At 43.0% G+C, this 23,949-nt stretch carries 22 protein-coding genes; 16 read left to right on the forward strand and 6 right to left on the reverse strand.

The window, feature by feature from the left end:
• Positions 1-8: 8 nt before the first annotated feature.
• The 3 genes from LEP1GSC050_RS15090 (at position 9) to LEP1GSC050_RS15105 (ending at position 4,307) form a co-directional block, all read left to right on the forward strand.
• Positions 9-950 (forward strand): MBL fold metallo-hydrolase, encoded by a 942-nt coding sequence (locus tag LEP1GSC050_RS15090; protein WP_010572050.1) that lies wholly within the window; start codon positions 9-11, stop codon positions 948-950.
• 177 nt (positions 951-1,127) lie between these two features.
• A complete protein-coding gene (locus LEP1GSC050_RS15100; RefSeq protein WP_010572051.1) occupies positions 1,128-2,990 on the forward strand; it encodes a 7TM-DISM domain-containing protein in 1,863 nt (620 codons plus the stop codon).
• 330 nt (positions 2,991-3,320) lie between these two features.
• On the forward strand, positions 3,321-4,307 hold the full coding sequence (locus LEP1GSC050_RS15105; protein ID WP_010572052.1) for a cytochrome-c peroxidase: 987 nt from the start codon (positions 3,321-3,323) through the stop codon (positions 4,305-4,307).
• A 60-nt stretch (positions 4,308-4,367) separates the two neighbouring features.
• Here the strand turns inward: LEP1GSC050_RS15105 and LEP1GSC050_RS15110 are convergent, their stop codons facing one another.
• Positions 4,368-5,648, reverse strand: a complete 1,281-nt coding sequence (locus LEP1GSC050_RS15110) for a citrate/2-methylcitrate synthase (RefSeq protein ID WP_020987570.1) — start codon at positions 5,646-5,648, stop codon at positions 4,368-4,370.
• Between the two features lie 134 nt (positions 5,649-5,782).
• On the opposite strand from LEP1GSC050_RS15110, the gene LEP1GSC050_RS15115 reads away from it, so the two are divergent.
• The 9 genes from LEP1GSC050_RS15115 (at position 5,783) to LEP1GSC050_RS15155 (ending at position 14,334) form a co-directional block, all read left to right on the forward strand.
• On the forward strand, positions 5,783-6,877 hold the full coding sequence (locus LEP1GSC050_RS15115) for an AraC family transcriptional regulator (RefSeq protein ID WP_010572054.1): 1,095 nt from the start codon (positions 5,783-5,785) through the stop codon (positions 6,875-6,877).
• Between the two features lie 75 nt (positions 6,878-6,952).
• Positions 6,953-7,906 (forward strand): M24 family metallopeptidase, encoded by a 954-nt coding sequence (locus LEP1GSC050_RS15120; protein WP_010572055.1) that lies wholly within the window; start codon positions 6,953-6,955, stop codon positions 7,904-7,906.
• 62 nt (positions 7,907-7,968) lie between these two features.
• On the forward strand, positions 7,969-8,820 hold the full coding sequence (locus tag LEP1GSC050_RS15125) for a metal-dependent hydrolase (protein WP_010572056.1): 852 nt from the start codon (positions 7,969-7,971) through the stop codon (positions 8,818-8,820).
• A complete protein-coding gene (locus tag LEP1GSC050_RS15130) occupies positions 8,817-9,614 on the forward strand; it encodes an SDR family NAD(P)-dependent oxidoreductase (protein ID WP_010572057.1) in 798 nt (265 codons plus the stop codon). Before LEP1GSC050_RS15125 ends, LEP1GSC050_RS15130 begins: the two co-directional genes overlap by 4 nt.
• A gap of 1 nt (position 9,615) precedes the next feature.
• Positions 9,616-10,578, forward strand: a complete 963-nt coding sequence (locus LEP1GSC050_RS15135) for an alpha/beta fold hydrolase (RefSeq protein ID WP_010572058.1) — start codon at positions 9,616-9,618, stop codon at positions 10,576-10,578.
• Between the two features lie 19 nt (positions 10,579-10,597).
• Positions 10,598-11,170 (forward strand): C40 family peptidase, encoded by a 573-nt coding sequence (locus LEP1GSC050_RS15140; RefSeq protein ID WP_010572059.1) that lies wholly within the window; start codon positions 10,598-10,600, stop codon positions 11,168-11,170.
• 84 nt (positions 11,171-11,254) lie between these two features.
• Positions 11,255-12,211: a class I SAM-dependent methyltransferase gene (locus tag LEP1GSC050_RS15145; RefSeq protein WP_010572060.1), complete on the forward strand. Its 957-nt coding sequence runs from the start codon at positions 11,255-11,257 to the stop codon at positions 12,209-12,211.
• 107 nt (positions 12,212-12,318) lie between these two features.
• On the forward strand, positions 12,319-13,089 hold the full coding sequence (locus tag LEP1GSC050_RS15150) for a hypothetical protein (protein ID WP_020987778.1): 771 nt from the start codon (positions 12,319-12,321) through the stop codon (positions 13,087-13,089).
• A 300-nt stretch (positions 13,090-13,389) separates the two neighbouring features.
• The gene (locus tag LEP1GSC050_RS15155; protein WP_010572063.1) at positions 13,390-14,334 is read left to right on the forward strand and encodes a class 1 isoprenoid biosynthesis enzyme; all 945 of its coding nucleotides are present in this window, start codon (positions 13,390-13,392) and stop codon (positions 14,332-14,334) included.
• A 98-nt stretch (positions 14,335-14,432) separates the two neighbouring features.
• Here LEP1GSC050_RS15155 and LEP1GSC050_RS15160 read toward each other — a convergent pair whose 3' ends face one another.
• From LEP1GSC050_RS15160 to LEP1GSC050_RS15180, 5 genes are all read right to left on the reverse strand, one after another.
• Positions 14,433-15,182 carry a glucose 1-dehydrogenase gene (locus LEP1GSC050_RS15160; protein ID WP_010572064.1) on the reverse strand — a complete coding sequence of 250 codons (750 nt, stop codon included), beginning with the start codon at positions 15,180-15,182 and terminating at the stop codon, positions 14,433-14,435.
• A 68-nt stretch (positions 15,183-15,250) separates the two neighbouring features.
• Positions 15,251-15,679: a MarR family winged helix-turn-helix transcriptional regulator gene (locus LEP1GSC050_RS15165; RefSeq protein WP_010572065.1), complete on the reverse strand. Its 429-nt coding sequence runs from the start codon at positions 15,677-15,679 to the stop codon at positions 15,251-15,253.
• A 201-nt stretch (positions 15,680-15,880) separates the two neighbouring features.
• Positions 15,881-17,953 (reverse strand): SpoIIE family protein phosphatase, encoded by a 2,073-nt coding sequence (locus LEP1GSC050_RS15170; protein WP_010572066.1) that lies wholly within the window; start codon positions 17,951-17,953, stop codon positions 15,881-15,883.
• 70 nt (positions 17,954-18,023) lie between these two features.
• Complete coding sequence (locus LEP1GSC050_RS15175) at positions 18,024-18,839, reverse strand: formylglycine-generating enzyme family protein (RefSeq protein WP_408605406.1); 816 nt, start codon at positions 18,837-18,839, stop codon at positions 18,024-18,026.
• Between the two features lie 152 nt (positions 18,840-18,991).
• Positions 18,992-20,125: a hypothetical protein gene (locus tag LEP1GSC050_RS15180; protein WP_010572068.1), complete on the reverse strand. Its 1,134-nt coding sequence runs from the start codon at positions 20,123-20,125 to the stop codon at positions 18,992-18,994.
• Between the two features lie 233 nt (positions 20,126-20,358).
• Between LEP1GSC050_RS15180 and LEP1GSC050_RS15185 the strand changes: the two genes are divergently transcribed.
• The 4 genes from LEP1GSC050_RS15185 (at position 20,359) to LEP1GSC050_RS15200 (ending at position 23,947) form a co-directional block, all read left to right on the forward strand.
• Positions 20,359-20,808, forward strand: a complete 450-nt coding sequence (locus LEP1GSC050_RS15185) for a DUF2147 domain-containing protein (protein WP_010572069.1) — start codon at positions 20,359-20,361, stop codon at positions 20,806-20,808.
• A gap of 59 nt (positions 20,809-20,867) precedes the next feature.
• Positions 20,868-21,314, forward strand: a complete 447-nt coding sequence (locus LEP1GSC050_RS15190) for a DUF2147 domain-containing protein (protein ID WP_010572070.1) — start codon at positions 20,868-20,870, stop codon at positions 21,312-21,314.
• Between the two features lie 103 nt (positions 21,315-21,417).
• Complete coding sequence (locus LEP1GSC050_RS15195) at positions 21,418-22,941, forward strand: M14 family zinc carboxypeptidase (RefSeq protein WP_010572071.1); 1,524 nt, start codon at positions 21,418-21,420, stop codon at positions 22,939-22,941.
• Between the two features lie 55 nt (positions 22,942-22,996).
• A complete protein-coding gene (locus LEP1GSC050_RS15200; protein ID WP_010572072.1) occupies positions 22,997-23,947 on the forward strand; it encodes a DMT family transporter in 951 nt (316 codons plus the stop codon).
• The last annotated feature ends 2 nt before the right edge of the window (positions 23,948-23,949 follow it).

Raw genomic sequence — 23,949 nt, forward strand, 5'->3', positions numbered from 1 at the left:
AAAGACTAATGGCAGAAACCGTTTTAACCATAGATTGCGGATATATAGAAGAAGGATTAGCCTGTGCCTACTTAGTTAGAGAGGGGGATCGCGCCGCCTTCGTAGAAAACAATACTAACTACGCGGTTCCCAAACTTCTGAAAACCTTAGAAGACCAGGGTTTGAAAAAAGAAGCAGTGGACTATATTATCATTACCCATGTTCATCTTGATCATGCTGGAGGAACGGGCGAGCTGATCAAACATTGTCCGAATGCGAAAGTTCTTGCTCACCCCAAGGCGGCTCCACATCTCATAAATCCCGAGCGGCTGATTAAGAGTTCCATTCAAGTGTATGGAGAGGAAGCTTTCTACAAATTGTACGGAAAAATCCAACCGGTCCCGGAATCGTCGGTTCGTATCATGAACGATGGGGAAGAATTGGTTTGGGGAAATAGGACTCTCAAATTCATCCATACTCGCGGGCATGCTAATCATCATTTTTGCATTTACGATTCTTTAACGAATGGAATTTTCACCGGTGATACTTTCGGCCTTGGCTACGGGATTTTTCGAAACGGAAGCGAACCCGTCTTATATCCTTCGACAACTCCAACGGACTTCGATCCGGAAGAAGCCCTTATATCCATCGATAAAATTATAGGGAGCGGAGCGGAGAAAGCTTATCTGACTCATTTCGGAGTTTGGACCGACATGAAATCAGGTGCTGACCAAATGAAAGAAGGCTTGGAAACAATGAAGCATATTCTAATTTCCGCCGGTAAAACCGATTTGGAAGGAGAATCGTTGCTCGGATTTTGCGAAGCTCGAGTACTTTCTTATATCGAAGACCAATTAGAAAAACGTGGAATCTTTTACGGTGCTAAGGAACAAAAGTTCGTATCGTTCGACGCAAAGATAAATGCGCAAGGAATCGCTTTTAAAGTCGAGAGATCCAGAAAGAAAATATAATTTTATCCCCTGGGTAACATAGCTTTCTTAAATAAATCATTCGCTCTTTTATTCGTCTCTTCATCGAATTACGTAGATTATCTCGGTCCAGAGAGATTATCGAGTGTCCGTTTCGGGAGAGTTTTTCGCGACGAAATTTTAATTTGCCTTCCCCGCTTCTAAGCATGGATTTGGATAGTGCGCCTTTTTTCCCGGAAATACGATCAAAGAAAACTTCTATTAATTTCGGTTGCTATGCTTTTGCTAGTCTGCACCGTGTCATGCGTTGATTCCGGGAGTGGGACTCCGAATGTTCGTGCAGTCAAGGGAGTCATCGATTTACGGGATACGAATCTTTGGGGTAATATCATTCCGTTAGCCGGGCAGTGGGAATTTAGATGGGGGGAGCTCTTTTATCCAGGGAAGGGATTTCAACAGCCGCCTGAATACGAAACCGTTCCCGGAATTTGGAGAGATTACGATCATCACTTTCCTTTGATGGGGCATGCATCATATAAACTTCATTTACGGTTGAGCGGAAAGGAGGAGAATCTTGTCTTGCGAATTCCCAGGCTTCCGGGTATTTATTCTGTATATTTGGGAAACAGACAGGTTTTTGCGAATGGGATTACCGGAGAGAATTCTGCGGGAACTTTTTTTATCGCCCATCCCGTCATTCGAAACATTCCGATTAAAGAATCTGAATTCGATCTGATCGTTAATGTTTCGAATTATCGAGGAAATTTTTTAAAAGGAGGAATCCGAAACGGGTTTCTTCTCGGCGGCGCCGACATCCTCTTTACGAGCGGATTAACGGATGCGTTTCGCGATACTCTTTTGATCTGCGTGATCTTTTCGGTAGGTTTATATCATATCGTCTTTTTTGCTTCCTATCGTAAGGATTACGTTCCCGCCTTCTTCGCCGTCTTTTGCCTATTGGTTTCATTTTATACTTTCATAACTTCTAATATACAATATTCGCTTATTCCGGAATTTCCGCTGGACTTAAGAATTCGATTGGAATTTCTTTGCGAAGTCTCTTTCTTTCAGATCATTTACTTGATGATGCGGGAAATGTATCCTCGTCAATACAAAGAAAAGTGGATGCTCGTAGCAATGAGCTCGACCGTTTTGTTTACGGCGGCTATTACGATTTTGAGCGAAACGGATGTGGTCACTTTATATTCGTTTTTTATGTATTTTCCCCCGATATATACGGCGATTCTACTCTACGGGATCGGATCAGCATGGAAAGCGGGCGAAAATAAGGCCAAAAAGATTTGCTTGTCGGGTTTGATTTTGGTCGTAGCGATGATAAACGACGTGACTTACGGGTTGTTCGAAGTCTATATTCTTTTCCCATATAGTTTTCCAGTAGGGTTAGTCGGATTTATCATATTTAATTCATATTTGATTTCGGTCCGATTTACCGAGGATTTGGAAAAATCCAAAGACTTCGCGGATTTGCAGGTTCGATATAATGAACAATTGAAGCACAACGCGGAGGAGAAAGCGAAGGCCGCACTCGAAATTAATCGCAATATGGATTCCGAATTGAAATCTCTGATGTACGAGCTGGAATCGAAGGAGAAGAACGATCGGTCCTTCCAAAAATTGAAAGTCGAACTAAGCGACACAATGACTAACGTTCGTGACATGGTTTTTCTAATGAATTACCAGGGAACGAAAACCGAATTAGTGGAAGAAGAGTTGAAGAAATTTCTCAAGGAAAATCCGAGTTCGGGAGATCTGCATGTCGAAATTCAGAACATATCCGAATCCTTGCGGATCGACCAATGTCTCCAAGTGCATAAAATATTCCTCGAGGTATCCGGGAAGATTCTGAAAAAAGGAACGAAGGAAAAAATTAACCTTTTTTGGGGGAGAGAAGGTACTTCAGTGCTTTTAAGAATTTCACAGAGCGGATTCGGGACTTCCAACGAAGATAAGTTTGAATTCGTAATTTCCGATATTCGGTCAAGGACGGATAAATTGAACGGGCGCTATGTCCTTCTTACAGAAAAGGGAAATCTCGAGTTCGAACTCAGGGTTCCTACCTAAACTGTCTTTTGAATCGGAGTTTCGGGCTTACCGAGACCAAATCGAATTCTGATATTTCAATTCAAAAATAAGCTCAGATCATGTGGGAGCTCCCACTCTTAACCTAGCCGAAAAAGGATGGTCACATCTTTAATTCTGTGAAATAAGGCAACTCCGCGAAACCACCGATCCGGCCCCCGCCCACTAGGGTGGGGAATGACAACTAGCCCCCAAAACAACTCTGACGCACTGACAAGGATTCCTTGCCGATTCGAAAAAAGGCTTGCAGTAACCTAATTTCGTCGGAAAGTCTAAAGTCTTAGAATCATTCTAATTTGAGGGGATGTAACGATGATTAAAAAACGCCTCATCGCGATGACTGGTTTCCTTCTATTCGCAATTTTGGCCTGCGGTCCGTCCGAAAAGACGAAACTACTGATGGAAGATGCAAAAAGGAACTTCGGGACGATTCCGGCAAAAATGCCCGGATCTCAAAATGACACGCCTGAGTTGGTAAAACTCGGAGAAAAGCTCTACTTCGAAAAGAAGCTCTCCGTAAACGATACCCAAGCGTGCAGTTCCTGCCATAACATCAGTGGAAAAGGTGCAGGAGTCGATAATTTACCCACCTCTCCAGGTGCGCTTGGCAAAAATGGGGATAGGAATTCTCCTACTTCTTTGAATGCAGGATTTCATGTGGCGCAATTCTGGGATGGGCGAGCGGCTGATTTAAAGGCTCAGGCTAAAGGACCTATCCTAAATCCCGGAGAAATGGCGATGTCGTCCGAAGCTGCTGTGGAAAAGAAGCTTTCAGAGATACCTGAATATGTTGAATTATTTGCCAAAGCGTTTCCGAAACAAGAAAAGAAGATTACATATGACAATCTGGCCGAAGCAATTGCCGCATTCGAAAGAACCCTTATTACTAAGGATCGTTTTGATGAATTCCAAAACGGAAACCACCGATCTTTAAATTCGGAAGAGCAAAAAGGATTAGATGCGTTTGTATCTACTGGATGCATTCAATGCCATAATGGTCCTCTTTTAGGCGGAAATTCGTTCCGAAAATTAGGACAAGTTAATTCCTATGAAAATGTGGAAGACAAAGGAAGATTTACTTTAACGAAAAACGCAGCGGATCTTTACGTGTTTAAGGTTCCTTCTTTACGAAATGTCGCATTAACCGGGCCATATTTTCATGATGGAAAAGTGAAGACTTTGGATGAAGCGGTGAAGAAAATGGCGTTTATTCAACTAGGAAAGGAACTTTCTAGCGAAGAAATTGGCTCAATCGTCAGTTTCTTGAAAGCATTATCCGATAAAAATCGGTCTAACTAGCACGAACTTACAGAATTGAAACCTATTCAGGCCGGCCCTTTTAACAAGGACCGGTTTTTTTTATCTTTCTAAAATCTGCTTATATTTTCTGGGAGAATGACCGGTATAAATCTGGCGAGGACGTACCTTTGAATAATCTGCAGAAAGTCGTTGCTCTCTCCAATGCGCTAACCAGCCGGGAAGTTTCCCGATCGCTTGCATCGCAGTAAAGAGTTCTTTCGGAATTCCTAAACTATGAAACAGCACTGCGCTATAGAATTCCAAATTCGGATATAAGTTCTTTTGTATAAAGAAGGGATCTTTGCTCAAATGCTCGTCCACTTGCAATGCGATTTCCGCGATCGGATCCAATTTTTTCTGTCTATAAAAGTCGGAGAACAATTTTTGGGCGATGATGGAGCGTTTACTTTTTGCTTTGTATGCATCGTGTCCGAATCCGGTGGAATGGAAATGAACTTCGCCTTTGGTGAATCGTTCGAAATATTCCGGAACGGAAAGCTTGGATTTGATAATATCTTCGATCAATTCGACAGCTGCGACTTGTCGACCTCCTTCTCTTGATCCCCACAGAGCGCTGATCGCGGAGGAAATCGAGGCAAAGATATTAGCTTGGGTCGAGCCGATTAATTGCACCGTAGTATTCGAAACGTTTTGTTCGTGGTCAGCGTATAAAATCCACAATTGATTTAGAATACGATCATGATCTTCCGAAGGTTGATATTTAACCGACGGGAGAGAAAAAAGCATATATAGAAAATTCGTACAATAAGGATGCCTATCTACCGGATACACGAAAGGCTGCCCGATCATCTTCTTGTAGGAAAATGCTGCGATCGTACGGATTTTTGCGAGAAGTCTCGCTGCTTGATCGATTCCTCTATCCAAATACTCTTCGTATTCGTCCTGGTAATAACTGGAAAGAGACGAGACCATTACGGATAGAATTGCGAGTGGGTGAGCCTTTCCCGGAAATCCGTCGAAGAGATTGATCATATCTTCATGGATTAGGCTATGTTTGGACAGTTTAGTGGAAAATTCCTTTAATTGCTTCTCGTCCGGAAGCTCGCCATAGATAAGTAAGTAACTGGTTTCCACGAACGTAGAATAATGAACTAATTCGGCGACGTCGTAACCGCGATAATGAAGATCTCCCGTGTTCGGATCTCGTCGCGATATTTTACTCTGCGCGTAGGCAGTATTGAAGAATCCGGGGTCGTACGAAGTAAGACCCGTTTTATCGTGTAGTTCACGAATATCGATTCCCTTCTTTCCGTCCGTTCCCGTAATCAACGGAATACGGTGAACCTGGTCTCCAACTTTCAATTCCACGAAGTCGCTCATACCGATAGGAAAAGAGGGATAGCTGAGAGAGTCAACCTTCCTTCGGGAATCGATTCGTGAATTTTCCCTTTCGGCTGGACAAAACATCGGCCGGAGGTTACTTCTTTCCTCGCTAGGCTGCGGAGTCTCGAATTTTGAAACTCAATCCGATTTTTTTTCTTCATTTCTGGATCCAATTCGGAACGGCTCTTTCGCTTCTGTTAGCCATGATGGAGCTGGCAAAAAAGAGGGAATCAAAACTTCCAAGCGGCATGTTTTTTTTGGCTCTTCTTTTGGCGTCCGTCGAGAGCCGGCTCGGGCTGACTCTCGTTCCGGAGGCCCTGGACAAGACATGGCTTTGGATTTTCTTCTTCCCGTCCGTTTGGGCCATCGGACCCGCCCTTTTGTTAATCTCGAGAAATATGGTTCAGTTCGCTCTGGACAGGGAAATCTCGATCGGGCCTCACTTTCTTCCCGCAATATTTCTGCTTTCGGGAGAATGTCTCGCGATCCTGTTTCTTCCGGAAGAATTCAGAAAGGAGGGAATCTACAACGCAGTCCATGGAAACAAAATCGATTTTCTAACGTTCGTTGCAGTCTTCGGGTTTATACATCAGACCGCATATTCGTTGCTTCTCTGGATTCTGTTTCGACGAGTCTCAAGAGAAACGGAAATTCCTCTTTCTTCTCTGGTTTATACATCCCTGCTCGTAATTATCACGACGATCGAACTTTGCTGGCTGGGCTATTTTCTGAAAAGCACGGACGTACTAGCGGTCGGTGCAAGTTTTCAAACTCTCGGAATCGTATTAATTTTCATATTCTCGTCCCGATACCCGTATTTTTTTATCTCCTTAAAAACCGAAATACAGCAAAAGCGCTATGAACGAACCCAGATCGCCGGGGTCGACTTGCACGCCGTTCAGACCCGATTGCAAGAACTGATGGAGTTGGAAAAAATTTATCGGGAAGAGGCTTTGAAAATCCAAGATCTTGCGTCGAGGCTACTTCTTTCCCCCCACCAACTTTCCAGGATTTTGAACGAAAGATACGGCAAGAATTTCAATGAGTTCGTAAACGGATTTAGAATCGAAGAGGCAAAAAATTTGCTTTTGGAGGAGGAGGACCGAACTGTTTTGTCGATCGGCTACGAGGTTGGCTTCAATTCCAAATCCACATTCAACGCCCAATTTTTAAAAATCGCCGAAATGACCCCTCAAGAATGGAGAAAAAAAGGTCGCATTTCATAAGATCGGACGATTCTTTTTCGCATATCTGTTAGAATAAATCCGCTTGATTCGAATTCGAGTCAGGCGGAGGGACTCATGTCGAGAGAAGAGTATTCTTTATCGGAATTAGAGGAGCATCGTAGGGTTCAATCGTTGGCATACGAGGCGGTAGAGTCCGTTCGTCAGGACCTCTATCCTGGAATCACCGAAAAAGAGGCCGCATGGAAAATAGACGAATATATCCGAGCCAAGGGCGGGTCCTCCTTCTTTCATTATGGATTTGCCTGGTTCGGAGATAGAACCGCATTTCGAGGATTTAAAAGGCCGTTATCCCTCCGTCACCTCCGGAAAGGGGAGGGGATCCTACCTCATTTTGGCCAGGAGTTTCAACCTTCTAAACGCAAATTAAAGGAAGGAATGGCCGTAATTCTGGACGTCGCCCCGTCCTTTAAAGGTTGTTCGGCGGATATCGGATATTCTTTTTCCTTTGGTGAAAATCCCGAACATGATCGAGCGATGGCCGCGCTGGAAGAATATCGCGAGTTGATAATTCGTGGAGTTTTAGCCAAACGAACATTAGGTGATATATATCGGGAAGTCGACGCGCGAATTCGTTCTACAGGATATGTAAATTGCCATTCCGTTTATCCACAAGGGGTTCTCGGGCATAAAGTCGGCAAGTTGCCCGCTTATAATTTACCCGGCGGAAGATTCCTGGGATTCCCGTTACAAACCTTTGCCTATTTAGTTCCTCAGATGGTAGAGGGTTTGCTTCCTTGGAGTTCCACCTCCTCTCCTTTGTGGTCGGAGTCCTCCGAATTTTCGGCAGAACCGGGATTATGGGCAGTAGAACCGCATATAGGCAGGATATATTCGGGTTCGCAGGCGGATCAATCCTTCGGCGTAAAATGGGAAGAGATATTGGTCGTTACAGAATCCACCGCCTATTGGCTTGATGATTCTCTTCCTCATGTCCGGCAATGGGAAAAAAATAAGAAGAAGTATTCGGGTCGCAAAGCGAAGGAGATTTACGAAGGCGCTCCTGCCTGATTGAAGGAAATTCAAAAAGAATAATAGAAATATTTATTAGAAAATAAAAAGGTACTAATATTATGAAAAGGAAATCTACCTTACAAGCTAAGAGTTTTAATTTTTATCCAGTCAGGAAGCCTAAATTCGAATTCTCGAGCGGAGGAACAAGCAAACATTGGCTGGAAGGATCCGCATATAAGACGCATATTATGAATACCTGGACTTTGTTCTTTCCGGATGGAGAGAAATTCTTCATTCGAAGTATTCAGAAGTTTATGACAAAAATAAAGGATCCGAGAGTGCTTAGGAATGCGAGCGCTTTCATTGGACAGGAAGCTCAGCATGCGGGAGAACATAAGAAAACCTGGAAAATTTTGGAGGATCAAGGGTATAGAATCTCCGGATTTGTAGGTTTCTTTAATGCACTTTGCTTTAAAATTCTGGAAAGATTCGGCTCACAAATGATGTCCCTTTCCGCGACTGCAGGCGCCGAACATTATACTTCTTTAATAGCAACCATCGGTTTGAAGATGAAGATTTTAGACGGAGCGGAGCCCGAAATGAAACGACTCTGGGAATGGCATGCCGCGGAAGAAATCGAGCATAAATCCGCCGCTTTCGACGTTCTATTGGATGTAAGCGGGAATTATTTCAGGCGCGTCTTCGGTTTTTTTGCGGCCACTTTAGTATTTTGGCCGATGACCTTCATCGGAGCGGAGATCCTCCTGTGGCAGGACGGTTTGACTTTTAGATGGAAAACTAGAAAAGATGCTTTTCGTTTTCTGTTCTTGGACGAAAAAGTCTTCTTTCATTGGTTGGCCGCTTTTTTCAGATATCTCAAACCTAACTTTCATCCTGATCAAGAAGACAATTTGGAACTAAGTAAAGCTATTCTACAATCGCCAGAACATAGATATAAGGAAATTGCATGAGCAATCTAAACGGAAAACACATATTGATTACCGGGGCCAACGGAGGCTTCGGAAGAGAATTAACGAAACAACTTTTAGAGAAGGGAGCGAATTTAATTCTAACAGATGTGAAAGCTCCGGATACAAAACCGGAGACATATCTTAACGGTAAGACGGCTCACGGTCGCATATTGGGAAGTTTTGCCGCCGATCTAAGCACTGAAGCGGGTTGTATGAAGGCATACAAGGAAGCGGTGAAAATCGATTCCAAGGTGGACATTCTTATCAATAATGCAGGTTTGGCTTTCATGGGTCGTCTTTTGGATGTACCGAATGACAAATGGAAATTAATACTGGATGTTAATCTTTACGCACCCATTTATCTGAGCCGTTTATTTCTTCCTGCGATGTTGGATAGAAAATACGGCCATATCGTAAACTTATCCTCGGTGGCCGGCATTACCGCCCCGGGAGAACTGGTTTACTATTCCATTTCAAAATTCGGAATTCGAGCTTTAGGTAAAGCTTTGGATTCCGGTTATCGTAAGCATGGGGTTTATACTACGAATATATATCCGTTCTTTGCGGATACGAATATTCTAAAATCCGAACAGTTCGGCGGGGATAAACAAAAAGTAGTCCCGCCGGCTATCGTCGACAGTCCGGCAATGGTGGTTAGAGCGATTATTAGAGGAATGGAAAAGAAAAAACTTCATGTGTTTCCGGGATTTACTTCGAAGATGATTCGATTCTTTACGAGAATGTCTCCCGGTTTTATCAGGGCGATGGAGCGCCTCGGGCAAAAATTTTCATGATATGAATAGGATCGACTGTGCCGTGATTACCAAAAGAGGGAAGTCCTCCGAATCTTCGAAAGATAATACTTTTAAAGAAGCTTCGATTAACAACGGAAAAGTTTCTATTTTTCTAAAGTACAATCATATTAGTAAAGAAAGACCGAACCGGCAGACGATTCTTTTTGTTCATGGTTACCCTGACGATCATCGGACCTGGTCGTATCAACTGGATGCATTATGCGAAGAATATAACGTGGCGGCTTTGGATCTTAGGGGAGCGGGAAAATCCTCTAAACCCGAAGAACAAAAAGCCTATAATGTCAGGAGAATTTTTGAGGATTTAGAGGTTGTCATCCAGTTTCTCGGTAACGGGAAACCAATTCATCTAGTTGCGCACGATTGGGGAGCATTGATTTGTTGGGCCTTCGTCGCCGATAAAAGGTATTCTCGATTCGTAAAATCTTATACGGCCATGGGAGGTCCGCATCCGATTTTAGCGAAAAAAAGTATTTTCCGATTACTCTTTTCGATCAATCCCGTTTCGATTTGGAAGGCCCTGACTCAGGCCCGTAAATCTTGGTACATTATATACTTTCAGATTCCGTTTTTACCGGAATTGTCCTGGAAATTATTTCCGAAATTTCTTTGGAAGACGGCGATGAACTTAGGCGGCGTCCCCAAGGCAGATTCGTTACGTTCTAAAACGAAAGAAGAAATTCTTGCTTCGTCGCTTTGGCCGATGAATTTATATCGGGAATTGTTACGCGGCGAAAAATTCCCGGTCCCGGAGTATATAGAACCTTCGGTACAGGTTTTTATTCCGGTCAATGATTTTGCGATTCGGCCCGAATCCTATAAGTTACATAAGGAAATTTGTTCTTCGTACCGGGAGTTTCGCTTTAACTCGAATCATTGGGTTCAAAGAATTTTACCGGGACTCATAACGGAAAAGATTAAGGAATTTGTTTGGGAAACCGGCTAAATATTCCTGAACAAAAAGAATGTCATTGGAAAGAAAATTACGCGTACGACTTAATCGTTTATTTTCGGATCGAGAGTCGGCGGCCTTGGTCAAATTCGGAGCGGTTACCCTTTTTATTACGAATATCTTTTTCGTTCAAAATTTGATCGCTGTGCAAGCCGTCATACCGACGGACTCGGACCTTAATGATTTTTTTCTATCGAAATGGAAGATAGAAATCGAACCGGGAGATAATGTAGAGCTGTATCGAGCCGTATATTATTGGTATGGAACTTCCCATAAAGATTTCGGAAAGGATGAGGACGGAATCGATTGTTCGCATCTTGCTTCCAAATTAATCGAACGAGTTTATCACCGTCAGATCGCCGGTTCCTCGAAAAGGCTTTCGGAGACTTTAAAGTCGGTAGAAGGTTCGGACTTACGGGAAGGCGACCTCGTTTTTTTCGATATTTATGAGAAAGGAATTAATCATGTCGGCGTGTATCTAAAGGATCGGAAATTCGTGCATGCCTCGGTCGTTCGGGGAGTCACGGTAAATTCTTTGGACGAGGCGTATTATAAGAAGAGATTCGTCATGGCGACTCGCCCTTAACCTTTAATTTAAGACAAATTAGAAAACCATGTATTCGGATCGATTGGGCTGGATTTTAGGAAGAGTTCGGCAATTCTGTCCGGTATGAAGCATCTGGAGATGTTCGACAATCGCTTATCTCGTATGTCCAAGCATTGGAAAAAATGGGCGAGAAGGCGGGAAATTACCTGCTTTCGTATATACGATCGAGACATTCCCCAGGTTCCTATTTCCGTCGATATTTACGAAGACTATTGTTTAGTCTCGGAATATTTGAACGAATATCCTCTTTCCGACGAAGATAGAGAAAAAGAAAGGTTGTTTATTCAATCTTCTATTTTAAAAATTCTCAATATTCCCCCCGATAATTTATTCTGGAAAAGAAGAGAGCAAAAAAGAGGAAGCGCTCAATATGAAAAAATGGGGGATCGAGCAGTTTCGATTATCGCGCGCGAAGGCGGGCTTAAATTCAAAGTAAATCTAAGCGATTATCTGGACACCGGCCTTTTTTTGGATCACCGGATCACTCGGGATTTAGTTCGAAAGGAAAGTAAGGATAGGAAGGTTTTGAATCTTTATTCATATACGGGATCTTTTTCCGTATATGCGATCGACGGCGGTGCCAAGCGCGTTACGAGTATCGATTTATCGAAAACTTATCTGGATTGGTCGGAGGAAAATTTTCGATTGAACGGAATGTACCCGGACGAGAACGAATTTCTGAGGGAAGACGTAACCGAATGGCTCAAGAAAGAACGATCAAATCCTAGGCGGGAAAAATACGATCTGATTATCGTTGATCCTCCCACTTTCTCGAATAGTAAGAAAATGAGGGATATATTCGACGTGCAACGCGATTATCCTTTTCTGTTAAATGCAGTCTTCAAGGATTTTTCCGAACCGAATGCGACATTGTATTTCTCGACTAACTTTCGGAAATTTAAGATGGATCCAGATTCTTTACTTTGGGAAGATATACAGGATTTGACGAAAGCTACTCACCCCGAAGATTTTCGAAATGAAAAAGTCCGAGCAGTCTGGAAGATGAAAAATAAATCTTAACTGTTTTTATCTCAATTCGATTTGCTCAATAACTTCTTATAGTCTTCTTTTAGGTCGCTTGACCTATCTTTGGAAATAAATAATACTGGCACGATTCGGACGGAATTATGAGAACAAGCATATCGATCCTATTTATTTCCGTTTACATACTTCTAATCTTTTCCCTAAATGATTCGATTCTGGCCCAGGATAAGACCGAATCCGCAGTACAACCTGCTTCGTTAAATGGAGATCTTCAGGTCATTGAAGAGGATCAGATACAGAGGCGGGCAAATCGTAAGTTTTTCCTGGGTGGAATCGGGGCGAACGGCTTTACCTGGGTGGGAATCGGACACCAACTCTCTCAAAGATTTGCCGTAACATTACTATGGCAAGAGCAAAGAACAATCCAAAGATTTGACCTACAATTAAACGGAGTCCAATCGGATTTATCTGCACAATTTACGCTAACGAATCATGAAAAAAAACAAAGACAAATCGGATTGCAATTCGAATGGTTTCCTTTCGCTAATCCATATTTTTTCGCTGTAGGAACTGGCTTGGAAACGTTTTCAGAAAAACAACGAAAGACAGTAACTTGGGTTCCGATAGGAGCAACCCAGGATCACGATTGGAATGTGCTGCAAAAAAAAGGTTTTATCTCCGCAGGAGCAGGGTTCCGTTATTTCTTTGCTTCCGGACTCTTCATTCATTTCGGCGGCAATCTCTTACTTTATTTAAACAAATCCTATCAGGCTCATCGAGGGGCTTATATTGCTAATACGTATTGGGATCCACGGCAATTCCAACAGGACTGGCTGGAGCCTGACAAAGTCGGCCGAGATAGACAGGCAGGATACGGAGCTCAGGTTCAGATTTTGCTCGGATTCGCCTTTTAATTTAAAGAAAATTCAATATATTTAATATAGTAGTAAAATATAGATCCGATTTTCTTTTCATGAATGGATTTCGAAGTAAAGTTACTACTAGATTCTCCGAAAAGGCGCGTGGATAAAAAGGTCTGTCGCTCGGATAAAATCGAACTTTCTTTCTTCTTCCGGCGAACTCCCTTCGACTAAGAAGACGAGATAATATGCATTTATGTGTAAAAATACATATTTCGCATATTATTATATAAAAAAATGTAATTTTAAAGAAAAAAAATGGTAAAATACTATTTTTTATATATATTTTAACATATGCTAAAGTTGGAATTCGGTAAGTACGAGGCCTCGATGGAAGAAGAGAGCTTTCATAAGCTTTTCAACGGGGCGATTTTAAACCTATGCAACGAACTTCCGGCTTCTCTGAGAACGGAAACGCTTCGTTTTTTAAGAGAATATTCGGGAGGTGCGATATCCAATAATTTCGATTTTTTTAATAAATACCACGGACCGTGTTATACGATTATCTATTGGATAAATGAGCGGGCCCATAATCTTCCCTGGGATGATCCTTGGTTGACCTTGCTCATTCAATCTCATTCGTCCGCCTTATTGCTCTATTCTCTCGATGATCACTTAGTCGATAAATCGTTAAAGACATCCGGCACTCTGCTTCAATTACGTACTCAGGCATGGGAAAAATATTCTCAAGCAGGTAAATTATTCGATAAGGAAATTCATAAGGCTTCTCTCGTTCGAGAGGAATTTATAGATAAATATTTTCGCTCGATCCGCGATAATGGCTTCACTGATACATTGGAAGACTATTTAACTCGATTTCGTTCGCAGATGGCCATTTGGTCTCTTCAGCCTTATTTGTTGGCGAGGTCGTTTCTTTCGAGAGAGCAAGCGGAATCGGTTTTAAAAATGTACGAATCTTTCGGAATAGCATGGCGACTCTTGGAGGATTATCGGGATTTAGGCGAAGATATCGAAACCGGATCAGTCTCTTCTATGATCTATTTTCTTCCGGAGAAGGTTCAGCTTGATTGGGGAAAACAGACTCGCGTCAAAATGCTTACTTTGTTTGAGGAATCGAATTTGGATCAAAAGGTTTCCGATTTGATTAATTCTTACTTAAGTGAAGCTGCACAGATAGCTGCAAAACTGCATCTGACGGAATACGCACATTGCTTATCGTCCATGAGATTACCGATCGTGAATTATTCGAGCTTGGAATCTAAAAACATCAAAACATAATACTGATCGAGGATCTTCCATATTTCCATTTTATGCATTTTCCGGGTTCGATTGTTCTGCCTCAATAGAATGAATGTCGCAAATCGGTTGATTCGATTCTAAAATCCAATCATCATTCCTCCATCTACCCTTAAGGTTGTACCGGTGATCCAGTCCGCTTCGTCCGATGCTAAGAAATACACGGCGGATGCGACTGCCTCTTCGGGGTTTCTATCTATCTTTAACGGTATCGTATTTAAGATAGAATTTCTTATTTCTTCCGATAGGTTCGAGGCAAATCCATTCGCGATAAACCCGGCAGCGACGCAATTTACTGTTATATTACGAGATGCTAATTCTCTCGCGGATGATTTAGTGAGTGCGATCAAACCCGCTTTGGCGGAGGAATAATTACTCTGTCCTCCATTCCCGTAAAATCCCGAAACGGATCCTATATTGATGATTCTTCCTTTCTTGGTCTTGAGCATGATTTTAGCCGCAGTTTGCGTTCCCAAAAAAGCCCCTTTTAAGCAGACATCCTGAACTAAATCCCATTTTTCTTCGCTAAGCCGGATCAAAAGATCGTCCTCCACGACTCCCGCATTGTTGACCCAGATATCAAGAGAACCGAATTGATCCAAAGCAAATTCCCCTAACGATTTGTTTTGTTCTTTGGATCGAACGTCGCAAGCCTTTCCTAAGACGGGGCTTCCGGTTGCAGACTTTAATTCATCGGCAGTATCCTCGCAATTTTTCTGGCTAAGATCGGAGATAATTACGTTAAATCCCCGTTCCGCGAAAATTCGTCCGATCTCTTTCCCGATTCCCCGTGCAGAACCGGTGATTACCGCTGTTTTATTCTTAGACATAAAAAATTCCTTCATTATTATTTCGATATCGAAATAAATGCTGTTAATACGTTAATTGCTGTATCTTTTCAAATTTCAAAATTAGCATGGATTTTGGAAAGTAGTCGCATGAACTCCGCCTTTTCAGCTTCTTCCAAACCTTTATACAATTTATTTAAAGTAGTTTTAGAGGCTTTTATCACTTTTTCCACCGATCGGTTCCCTTTTTCGGTTAAATCCGCAATGGTGACTCGCTCGTCCGGATCTAGTTTTGTCCTAATTACGTAGCCGAGCTCTTCCATCTTATCCAAAAGTGCGGTCGCCGTCGAATTCGTGCGATCAAGGATCGTAGCCAACTCGCTCATTCGCATTGGTCCAGTCTTGCTCAATGCAAAAAGGACTCCTGCGTGAGCTGGAGCTAGGTCGTGAATCCCTTGTTTTTCCAATTCTCGTCCGAGAAATTTTTGAATTCTATCCCGAGTTCTGGATAATAGATGGATTACATAATCAGCTCTCATATATTTCGACATCGAAATATATGAGTCGACAACGAGTAAATGAAAAAAAGTCGTGATTTTATTTTTTTTTAGAGATCTTCGAACAATCTAAAAATAGGGTTTGTATCGAGCAATTAGGATGCCTCGCTTCGGTTTGTCGATGACAGAAATCGGTTGAATTATCGCTTTTCGTTAAGCGACAATTTCTATCGTAAGGCTCGTCTACCCGATATATTCTGCGACCAGTAAGGCCATATCATCCTGATGCTGATAAGAATAGTTTTCTCCCTGATAAGCTTGTACGGCCTTCATAACTGCATCGCATAAATGCTCGGGAGTCAGGTTTGAATTTTGTCTCAATATTTCCGCAAGATACTCCTCTCCTAGTAAATCTCCCTCGGAGTTCCTAGCGTCGGGAATTCCGTCAGTGTAGAGAACTATTTTATCTCCCGGACCTAACGGGACAACCTCGGTTTGATAATCGGTAGGAATGGACTCGTAGATAGCGACGCCTTTCGGTCGATAGAATTCGATTTGCCCGTTCTTTCGTAAAACCAAACACTCCGGATGCCCTGCATTCGCGATTAGCGCGTGGCCTGTCTTTAAATCTATGGTGATAAACGTGGCGGTTAAAAAATGTCCATCCAACTTTCCTTCCAGTTGCTGTCGTATATGCTGCAATAACGCCGACGGGTCCTGTAGATGGTTTGCCCAATTCCCTAAAGTCATCTTTACCATCGACGCAAGTAACGCAGCGGAAACTCCGTGTCCGGTTACGTCTCCGATGAACATTCCTAGCGTTAACGATTTCGAGTCATATAAAACGTCCAATAAATCGCCTCCTACTTCCATCATAGGGCGATAACGGTATGCCATAGAAGCGTGGGGAATGACCGGAAGTTCTCTAGGGAGTAGGGAGGATTGGATTTTCCCGGCGATAGAAAGGTCCTGTGCCAGGATTTTTCCTTTTTGCTCTAATTCGGTTTTTTGCAATTCGATTATGCGAGTTCTTTCTTCTACTTTCGATTCGAGTGATTCGTTTAATATTTGCAATTTGCTTTGAGAATTTTCCAGAGCTCTGAACACCTCGGCATACCGTTTTGCAAGCGCGAGACTGAATAAAAGGGTCAATCCTAAAAAGCTTTCATTTACCCAAGTACCTGCGTTGCCGATTCCTGCGAACGAGAGCACGGTGTAAAAGGAGGAAGTCGCCACCAAAACTAATCCGGAAACGACCCAACGAAAGGACAAGATGCTGGTTTTACGATATTGTATGAATATGTAGGTCGTATAAATGAAGAAGAAAACTAGAACGACGATGAAGGTATCGAACGCATATCGACTGAAAAGGAATAAACCTCCAGTGAACCCGTACTCCAAAGAAGGCCAGAGAGTATGTATGAAAAAAGTAATCTCCAATATTGTCCCGATTTTATCCCTCGGAGATTGAAAAATTCCGCGAGTGAATTCATGAAAGAGGATAGGTAAAAACGCTCCCAACGAATATCCAAAGAAAATATAAGTCCACGGCGAATCGAGTACGTATAAGCTCCAGCCCTCGTAAGACGGATACCATAACGCTAAGGATAAATTCAGGATCGAAAAAGAGAGATTGAATTTATCCTGTCTTCTTCTTAAGTAAATAAATATAAAAAAGACGAACGAAAAGAGTTCTAACGAAGTGAAGAATAAAACTCTAGTCGCTTTCAATAAAAAAACGGACTGGATTTCTTCGAACGTTCCTAAGATCGGATCTTCCCGCAAGCTTCTCGGACCTGCAAAAGGCGATAAAACTAGATCTAAATGTTCTTCTTCGTTGAAGGCTTCGATCGGGACGATTCTTGGTCGTGAAACATTCTGCTTTTGTCGTTTGTATAAATTTATATCCGATTCCAATACACTCCCTTCGCGCAGTAGGATGCAACCCGAAGGGCAAAATGGAAGATATACTGCGACTCGATACGGGCATTCCCCGCCCTCTCCCGCAGGGGAAGAACATCGAATTGTATGGGAATAGACGGAGAAATAATTTTCCCGGGAATCCGTTTTAGGAATTTGGGGTAGGGATACTATCTCACTCTCGCGAAACGTCTCGGTATTGCGCGAGTTCAATAATGGATCCTCCGCAAAATGTCGGGAAGACCATTCCTTCAAAATAGCCGGAGATTTTTTGAGAGACCAGTCGGACTTAGGAGGTTCGGAACGAAGAGCATTAATAAATATTAATGAATATATTAATATTCCGACTATCTGGAAACGGGTTTTCTTTAAAAGGTTTTTCAATTCGATTTTCATTTTTACGCATATATGGCCGAAGTCGGCTAAGAGTTATTATTTGTAAGGATCGCATCATTGTTGCAAGATTTTATTCGTCCGAATCTTTAGCACAACGGAAGCCGAAATGGTGATATTCGGGGAAGTTCTGCGGGATATGTGCCCTGCGCTTGGAACCTCTTGCGTAATAGGCAGACCACCACCAAGATCCTCCCTTTAACACTTTTCTATCATATCCGGGGCAGGGTTCTTGGCCTTGGCAAGGTCCTTGCGGATCGACACCTTTGCAATCTTCTCCACAGGCCGCGTAATTCGGAGTATACCAATCCTGCACCCATTCCCAGGAATTTCCCGCCATATCGTAAAGACCGTATATTCCGGGAGCTCTAGTTCCCACATCGGAAGTCGGCATTAGGTTTGGAGGATTCAATATTTCTTGCGCACAGCCCTTATGTTTTTTCACATTGATGACTGCATTTTTACAAGTGGCGGGCTTGTTTCCCCAAGGATATAAATTTCCGTTAGGACCGCGAGCTGCCTTTTCCCATTCAGCTTCGGTCGGTAAACGTTTGCCCACCCACTCGCAATATTCCTTTGCGGTATACCAACTAACTCCTACAACGGGCTGTTTAGGTTTGAGATAAGGATCTCCGTATTTCGGACCTATAAAATCGCAGGTTCCGTTCCGGAGGCAATCCTTGCATTTTCCAGCGGCAGTACACTTGTCAAAGTCGGCGTTCGTGACTTCGTACGTATCCATAAAAAAATCGCTTATATAAACATTGTTTTCGGGTCTTTCGTCCAGTTCGTATTGATTACTCCCTCGAATAAAATCTCCTGCCGGAATGCATTTCATATTCGGAATTTTCTTTCCTCGGCAAGGTTTACCCGCATCCGGATTTCCCATGATATGAGGAGCAATAATAAAGGCTAAAGAGAGTAATAGTAGGAATATATGGACCGGACGAAAAGAGTTCATGACGACATTACGTCTCGGAATTCATAGAGATTAATTAAATTTTCTGAATGGGGATTCTTGCTGGCAAGAGAAAAATTCATTTAAAATGTCGGTAGGCTGCAGGAAGAGAAATCGATCGAACCGGCGCCGGAGGCGGAATTTCCTTTGGTATCCGTACCCGAATACGAGTAAGTCCCTTTCCCACCGTTAAAAATCACCGTCCCACTTCCGCTCCGACTTCCCGAAAGGGAAAATGAAATGCTTCCGGATTTTGGAAGGCAGTCCACATAACGCCATTTTACAGGCGATACTATTGCAACGGTGGCCGTGAATCCTTCTTCCTGGTGAACGACTTGAATGTTTCCGATTCCCCAGATCCGGTACCAATTTAGAAAATCGGAACTACTCTTATCCACTCCGATTTGCAGCGGAGTCGGAGTACTGACCGTATGAGAAAAAAGAGGATTCGATCCCGTATAACCTTCTCGTAAAATACTAATCGTCTGGGTATAAAAGGAAATCGAAGAGCCGGAAACGCTAGTCCAGGATATCGAGGTAGCTTGTTTAGTAGAAGGAGACGCGCCTGAAAACGATAATGTGGAACCTGTTCCGGTCAATTTTGTAATCCTGTTTGCTCCGCTTTTTACCGTTCGATTCAGTCCTATGGATAGCGTTGAGCCGCTTTGGACAAACGGTCTTGCTCCGGAAAGTCCGCTCCAAATTGCCTCCGAACTTCCTTCTATCTGCCAGCTCGTAAAGGGAAGGAAAGTACAGTCCTGAAACGTTTTCGAAACGAAGAATGTGGAGTTGGGAATTCGCGAAGAACTGACTAAATAATTGTCTATAAAATCGTAGCCGTTGACGGAAGTAACCTGCCGTTTATAACTACCGCCGCCCCAGCATTGAAAAGAAAGATTGTAGGCTCCCAATTCGCCGAAATCAAATCCTCGGTTCCAGTATCTACCAAGAATCGAAAGAAGCTTTTCTCCTGTGCCGCCTCTTTTCTCGGAAAACGCAACGCTGGACCCTTCGCCGGTCAAACCTTCCATAGAAGAAGATACTGAATCCAGCGCCGATGTAACGGATTCTCCTACCGGATCGTATTGGCCGGAGAGCGCCAAGGCGGTCAGAAGAGTTTGGTTTTGCCGATCCGTTCCTTGATTTTTACAATCGAATTGCAGAATGAAGGCAGTTGTCGCGAGGAAAAAAGAAATTATTCTGTATTCTACATGCATTTCATCCAAACCTACATTATCGAATAACTGTTCAAAAAAAGTCGAGAGACGGAGCCTGTCTACTCCGTTTCATTCTACAAGATGAGTAAAAACCTGTCAAACACCAGGTTTTTACTCATTTGAAACACCCTTTCCAGGGAAAAAATCCCGTATCAAAGAATAGTTTGCTTGATCCAACCGAATCGGCTTTAAATATAACTCTTTCCATAAAACATGTAAGGGGTTCATCGACCATGAGAAAATTACTCATTCTTTCTATTGCCTTGGCTGCATTTCTTGTTTCAGACGGGATTTTTGCAGATCCTCTTCCCGTTGTAGGGAAGTGGAAGACGATCGACGATGAGGACGGAACCGAAAAATCGGTCGTAGAAGTCTACGAACAAAGCGGAAAGATTTATGCGAAGATTGTCAGCCTAAGGGATCCGGTCGATAAAGACGGAAAACCGAAGGTTTGTACAAAATGCGAGGGCGCCGATAAGGATAAGCCTGTTATAGGACTAGTCATCATGAAAGGCCTTTCTGCGGATGGCGACGAATTTACCGGTGGTACGATTATGGACCCGAACAACGGTAAAACGTATAAATGCAAAATAAAAGCCGTCGAAGGCGGAAAAAAACTGCATGTGCGCGGATTCATCGGATTTTCGTTGATAGGGCGCACTCAAACTTGGGTTAAAAAATAATAGACTAGAATCCTCCGGGCGGATTCTAGTCCGGAGGATGAAAATATAAGGAAATTATAATGAAACGAATTTTTATTTCACCGTATTTAATTTTATTATTTCTGATCCCGGGAAGCCTACTCACACAACCTCTACCCGTGACCGGTTCCTGGAAGACGGTTAACGAGCAAGGAAAAGAGGAATCCGTCGTCGAAATCTACGAGCAGGGTGGGAAAATTTTCGGGAAGGTTACGAGCTTAGCGGAACCGAACGATAAGGACGGAAAACCTGCGAGATGTACCGAATGTGACGGTGCGGAAAAGAACAAACCCGTACTCGGTATGGTAATCATAAATGGGTTATCTGCCGACGGCGATAAATGGAGCGGCGGACGTATATTAGATCCTAACGACGGAGTATGGTATAAGTGCTTTCTCCGGCTGGTCGAAGGTGGGAAGAAATTGGAAGTTCGAGGTTACGTGGGCTTTTCGCTGCTAGGCAGGACTCAATACTGGATAAAAAAATAATACATCTATCTTTGCATTAGGATAGATTCGGTAAAATACCCCTTCCTAGATTTGAGCTTACCGTTTTTTCTTGGTTTGCATAAGAAGGGGTATTCGATTATCTTTGCCTCCGGTGCAGCTCCCGCTTCGATTTCGCTTATTCATCATTCCTGCTGGATGCCTGATTCTTTCCTCATTGGCATCCTGTCTATACCGAACGACAATACCCTCTCGACCTCTGAACGATTCCGGTAAAACCGCTTTGCTACGGGTGGATCGAGGGGCCAAGGAAGAGTTTCTTCGAATCACTGATTATCGCATTCCATTTACTTTCGAAGAGAAAGATTCATATTACGCCGTAATATCCAGGGCAACGCTTAAGCAATACGGTTTTCCGAAAAGCGGGATATCGATCGTAAACAAATATCCGTTTAAATACTATTCCGGAAATTATCAGGATTTAATCAACGAATCCATTTTCGCTCTCGGCGACGTAAAAAAAGGGTATAAGGATAATTCTTTAAATTTTCATTATTTATATTGGACAACGAAGTTATTTCCCGGTCAGGCTTCGTTCGAAGTGATCGGGAAATCGGCCAGAGGTTCGGACATTTTCGCGATCCTACTTACCGATACTCGTCTTTCGGATGACGGAAAAGTTTCCGTTCTTTTCAATTGTGCTCATCATTCTAACGAAGTGATTTCCGTCGAGCATTGCTACGACGTGATATACGGTATTTTATCCTCTAAAAAGGAATATGCGGACGCTCTTTCTAAGCTGAAGATCTGGGTCGTACCGATAGTAAATCCGGACGGAGCCAAAGTTTTTTGGCAGGATACCATTGCCATGGGGCGAAAAAACGGAGCGCCCGGTTACGGACCTATTTTAGAAAAGGATAATCCAGGTGTCGATATTAATAGGAACTATCCTTTTTTTTGGGGGAAGACGAATTCCAATCAAACATCTTCGATTCCTGCCAGTACGTTTTATCGCGGCCCCGGTCCAGCATCGGAACCGGAGACAAAGGCTATGATCGCCTTGGCGGAAAAAGAAAGATTTGCCGGTTCGATTAGCTATCACGCTTATGCGAATTGCATCTTGGTTCCTTATTCCATCGATGATACGAAAAATCCGGAGCCTGATCTTACTTGGGATCTCGGAAAAAGAATCGCGTCGGAAATTCGTAGTTACAATCCCGAAAAGTCGTTTCAAGCAAGAAAAAATATTTACGGAGTCGATGGAGTCGATCAGGATTATTTTTTCTTTAAATACGGTACTCTCGCTTATCTTTTGGAAACATCTCATTCCAACCCCCCTTATTCCGACGTTCCCAAAATCGTCGAATCGATGCGCCCCGCTTGGACTTTACTGTTGGAGGAAATTTTGGAAGGAAACAAAATCTTCTTCCGGATTCGGGATGAGGGCGGACATCCTATATCGGCTAATGTAATATATGAAAATCAAACGTTCTTTCAAAACGAAACTCGCTCTTCCCGTCCTAGAGACGGACTTTTCTTTCAAACGTTTCCGTCTCTTCGAAAGATACGAATTCGTCTGGAAAAAGACGGTTATGAAACTTTATATTGGGAAGGGCCGACTTGGAAATCTTGGAAAGCGGTGGATTTGGTCTTGAAGAGGCTAAGATAGTGGCTCGTAATTTCGTTAAAAGAAGCGCGCCGAAAAGCGGGTCATTCATTCGAATATGGAACAAAGATTTGCGATGAAGCAATTCAAAAATGAAGGTGCTCTCATACTATGTACCCTAGTATGGGGAGGGACGTTTACTGCAACGAAACTGAGCCTAGTTTCCGTTTCTCCGTCCCTTTTTTTGGGAATTCGATTCGCGATCGCTTCGGCGGTATTTTTAATTTATGCCCTATTACAGAAACCGACAAAAGAATTTTACGGAGAATCGAAAAAGCCTCGACTATGGTTCCCTATTCTTTTGGGATTCTGGATGTTTCTGGGATTCGCTTGTCAAACAATCGGCCTAAAATTTACGACAGCAACAAAGTCGGGATTTTTGACCGGGACATTGGTCGTCATAACTCCTATCTTGCAGACTATCTTTTTTCGCCGAATTCCCAATGCGGGAAATTTACTAGGCGTAATCATCGTCATGCTGGGTTTGTTCTTTCTTTCGTTCGATCCTGAAGTAGGCAGCGGTAAGCTATCCTTTTTGTTTCATTGGGGAGACGTCATAACTATCGCGGGGGCTTTTTTCTTTTCACTTTATATTCTCTTAATGGATAGGGTAAGTCGGGAAGTTTCGATACAAACCTTACTTTTATCACAAACGCTAACCACTAGCATACTGTCGTTTTTACTGGCGTTCGGCTTGGATTATTTGGGGTGGGAGACTTTGATGTGGCATTGGGAAACCGGAGTGCTGCCAGCTTTGGTTTATAACGGTTTGATTTCTTCCGTCGGGACTACGTTTTTACAAACGAAATATCAAAAAGCGGTAACTCCGACGAGGGCGGGGTTGATCTTTTCTTTGGAGCCGGTTTTCTCGGCAGTTATCGCATATTACACTTTAGGTGAACGTATGCAATTTGTCGGGTTACTCGGGTGCGGTTTGGTAATGACCGGAGTTTTATTTGCGGAACTCTTCGGATCCTCAAAAGAAAGAGTCTCCAAAACCGGGGCTTGATC

The sequence above is a fragment of the Leptospira broomii serovar Hurstbridge str. 5399 genome, assembly GCF_000243715.2.
GTDB lineage: Bacteria > Spirochaetota > Leptospiria > Leptospirales > Leptospiraceae > Leptospira_B > Leptospira_B broomii.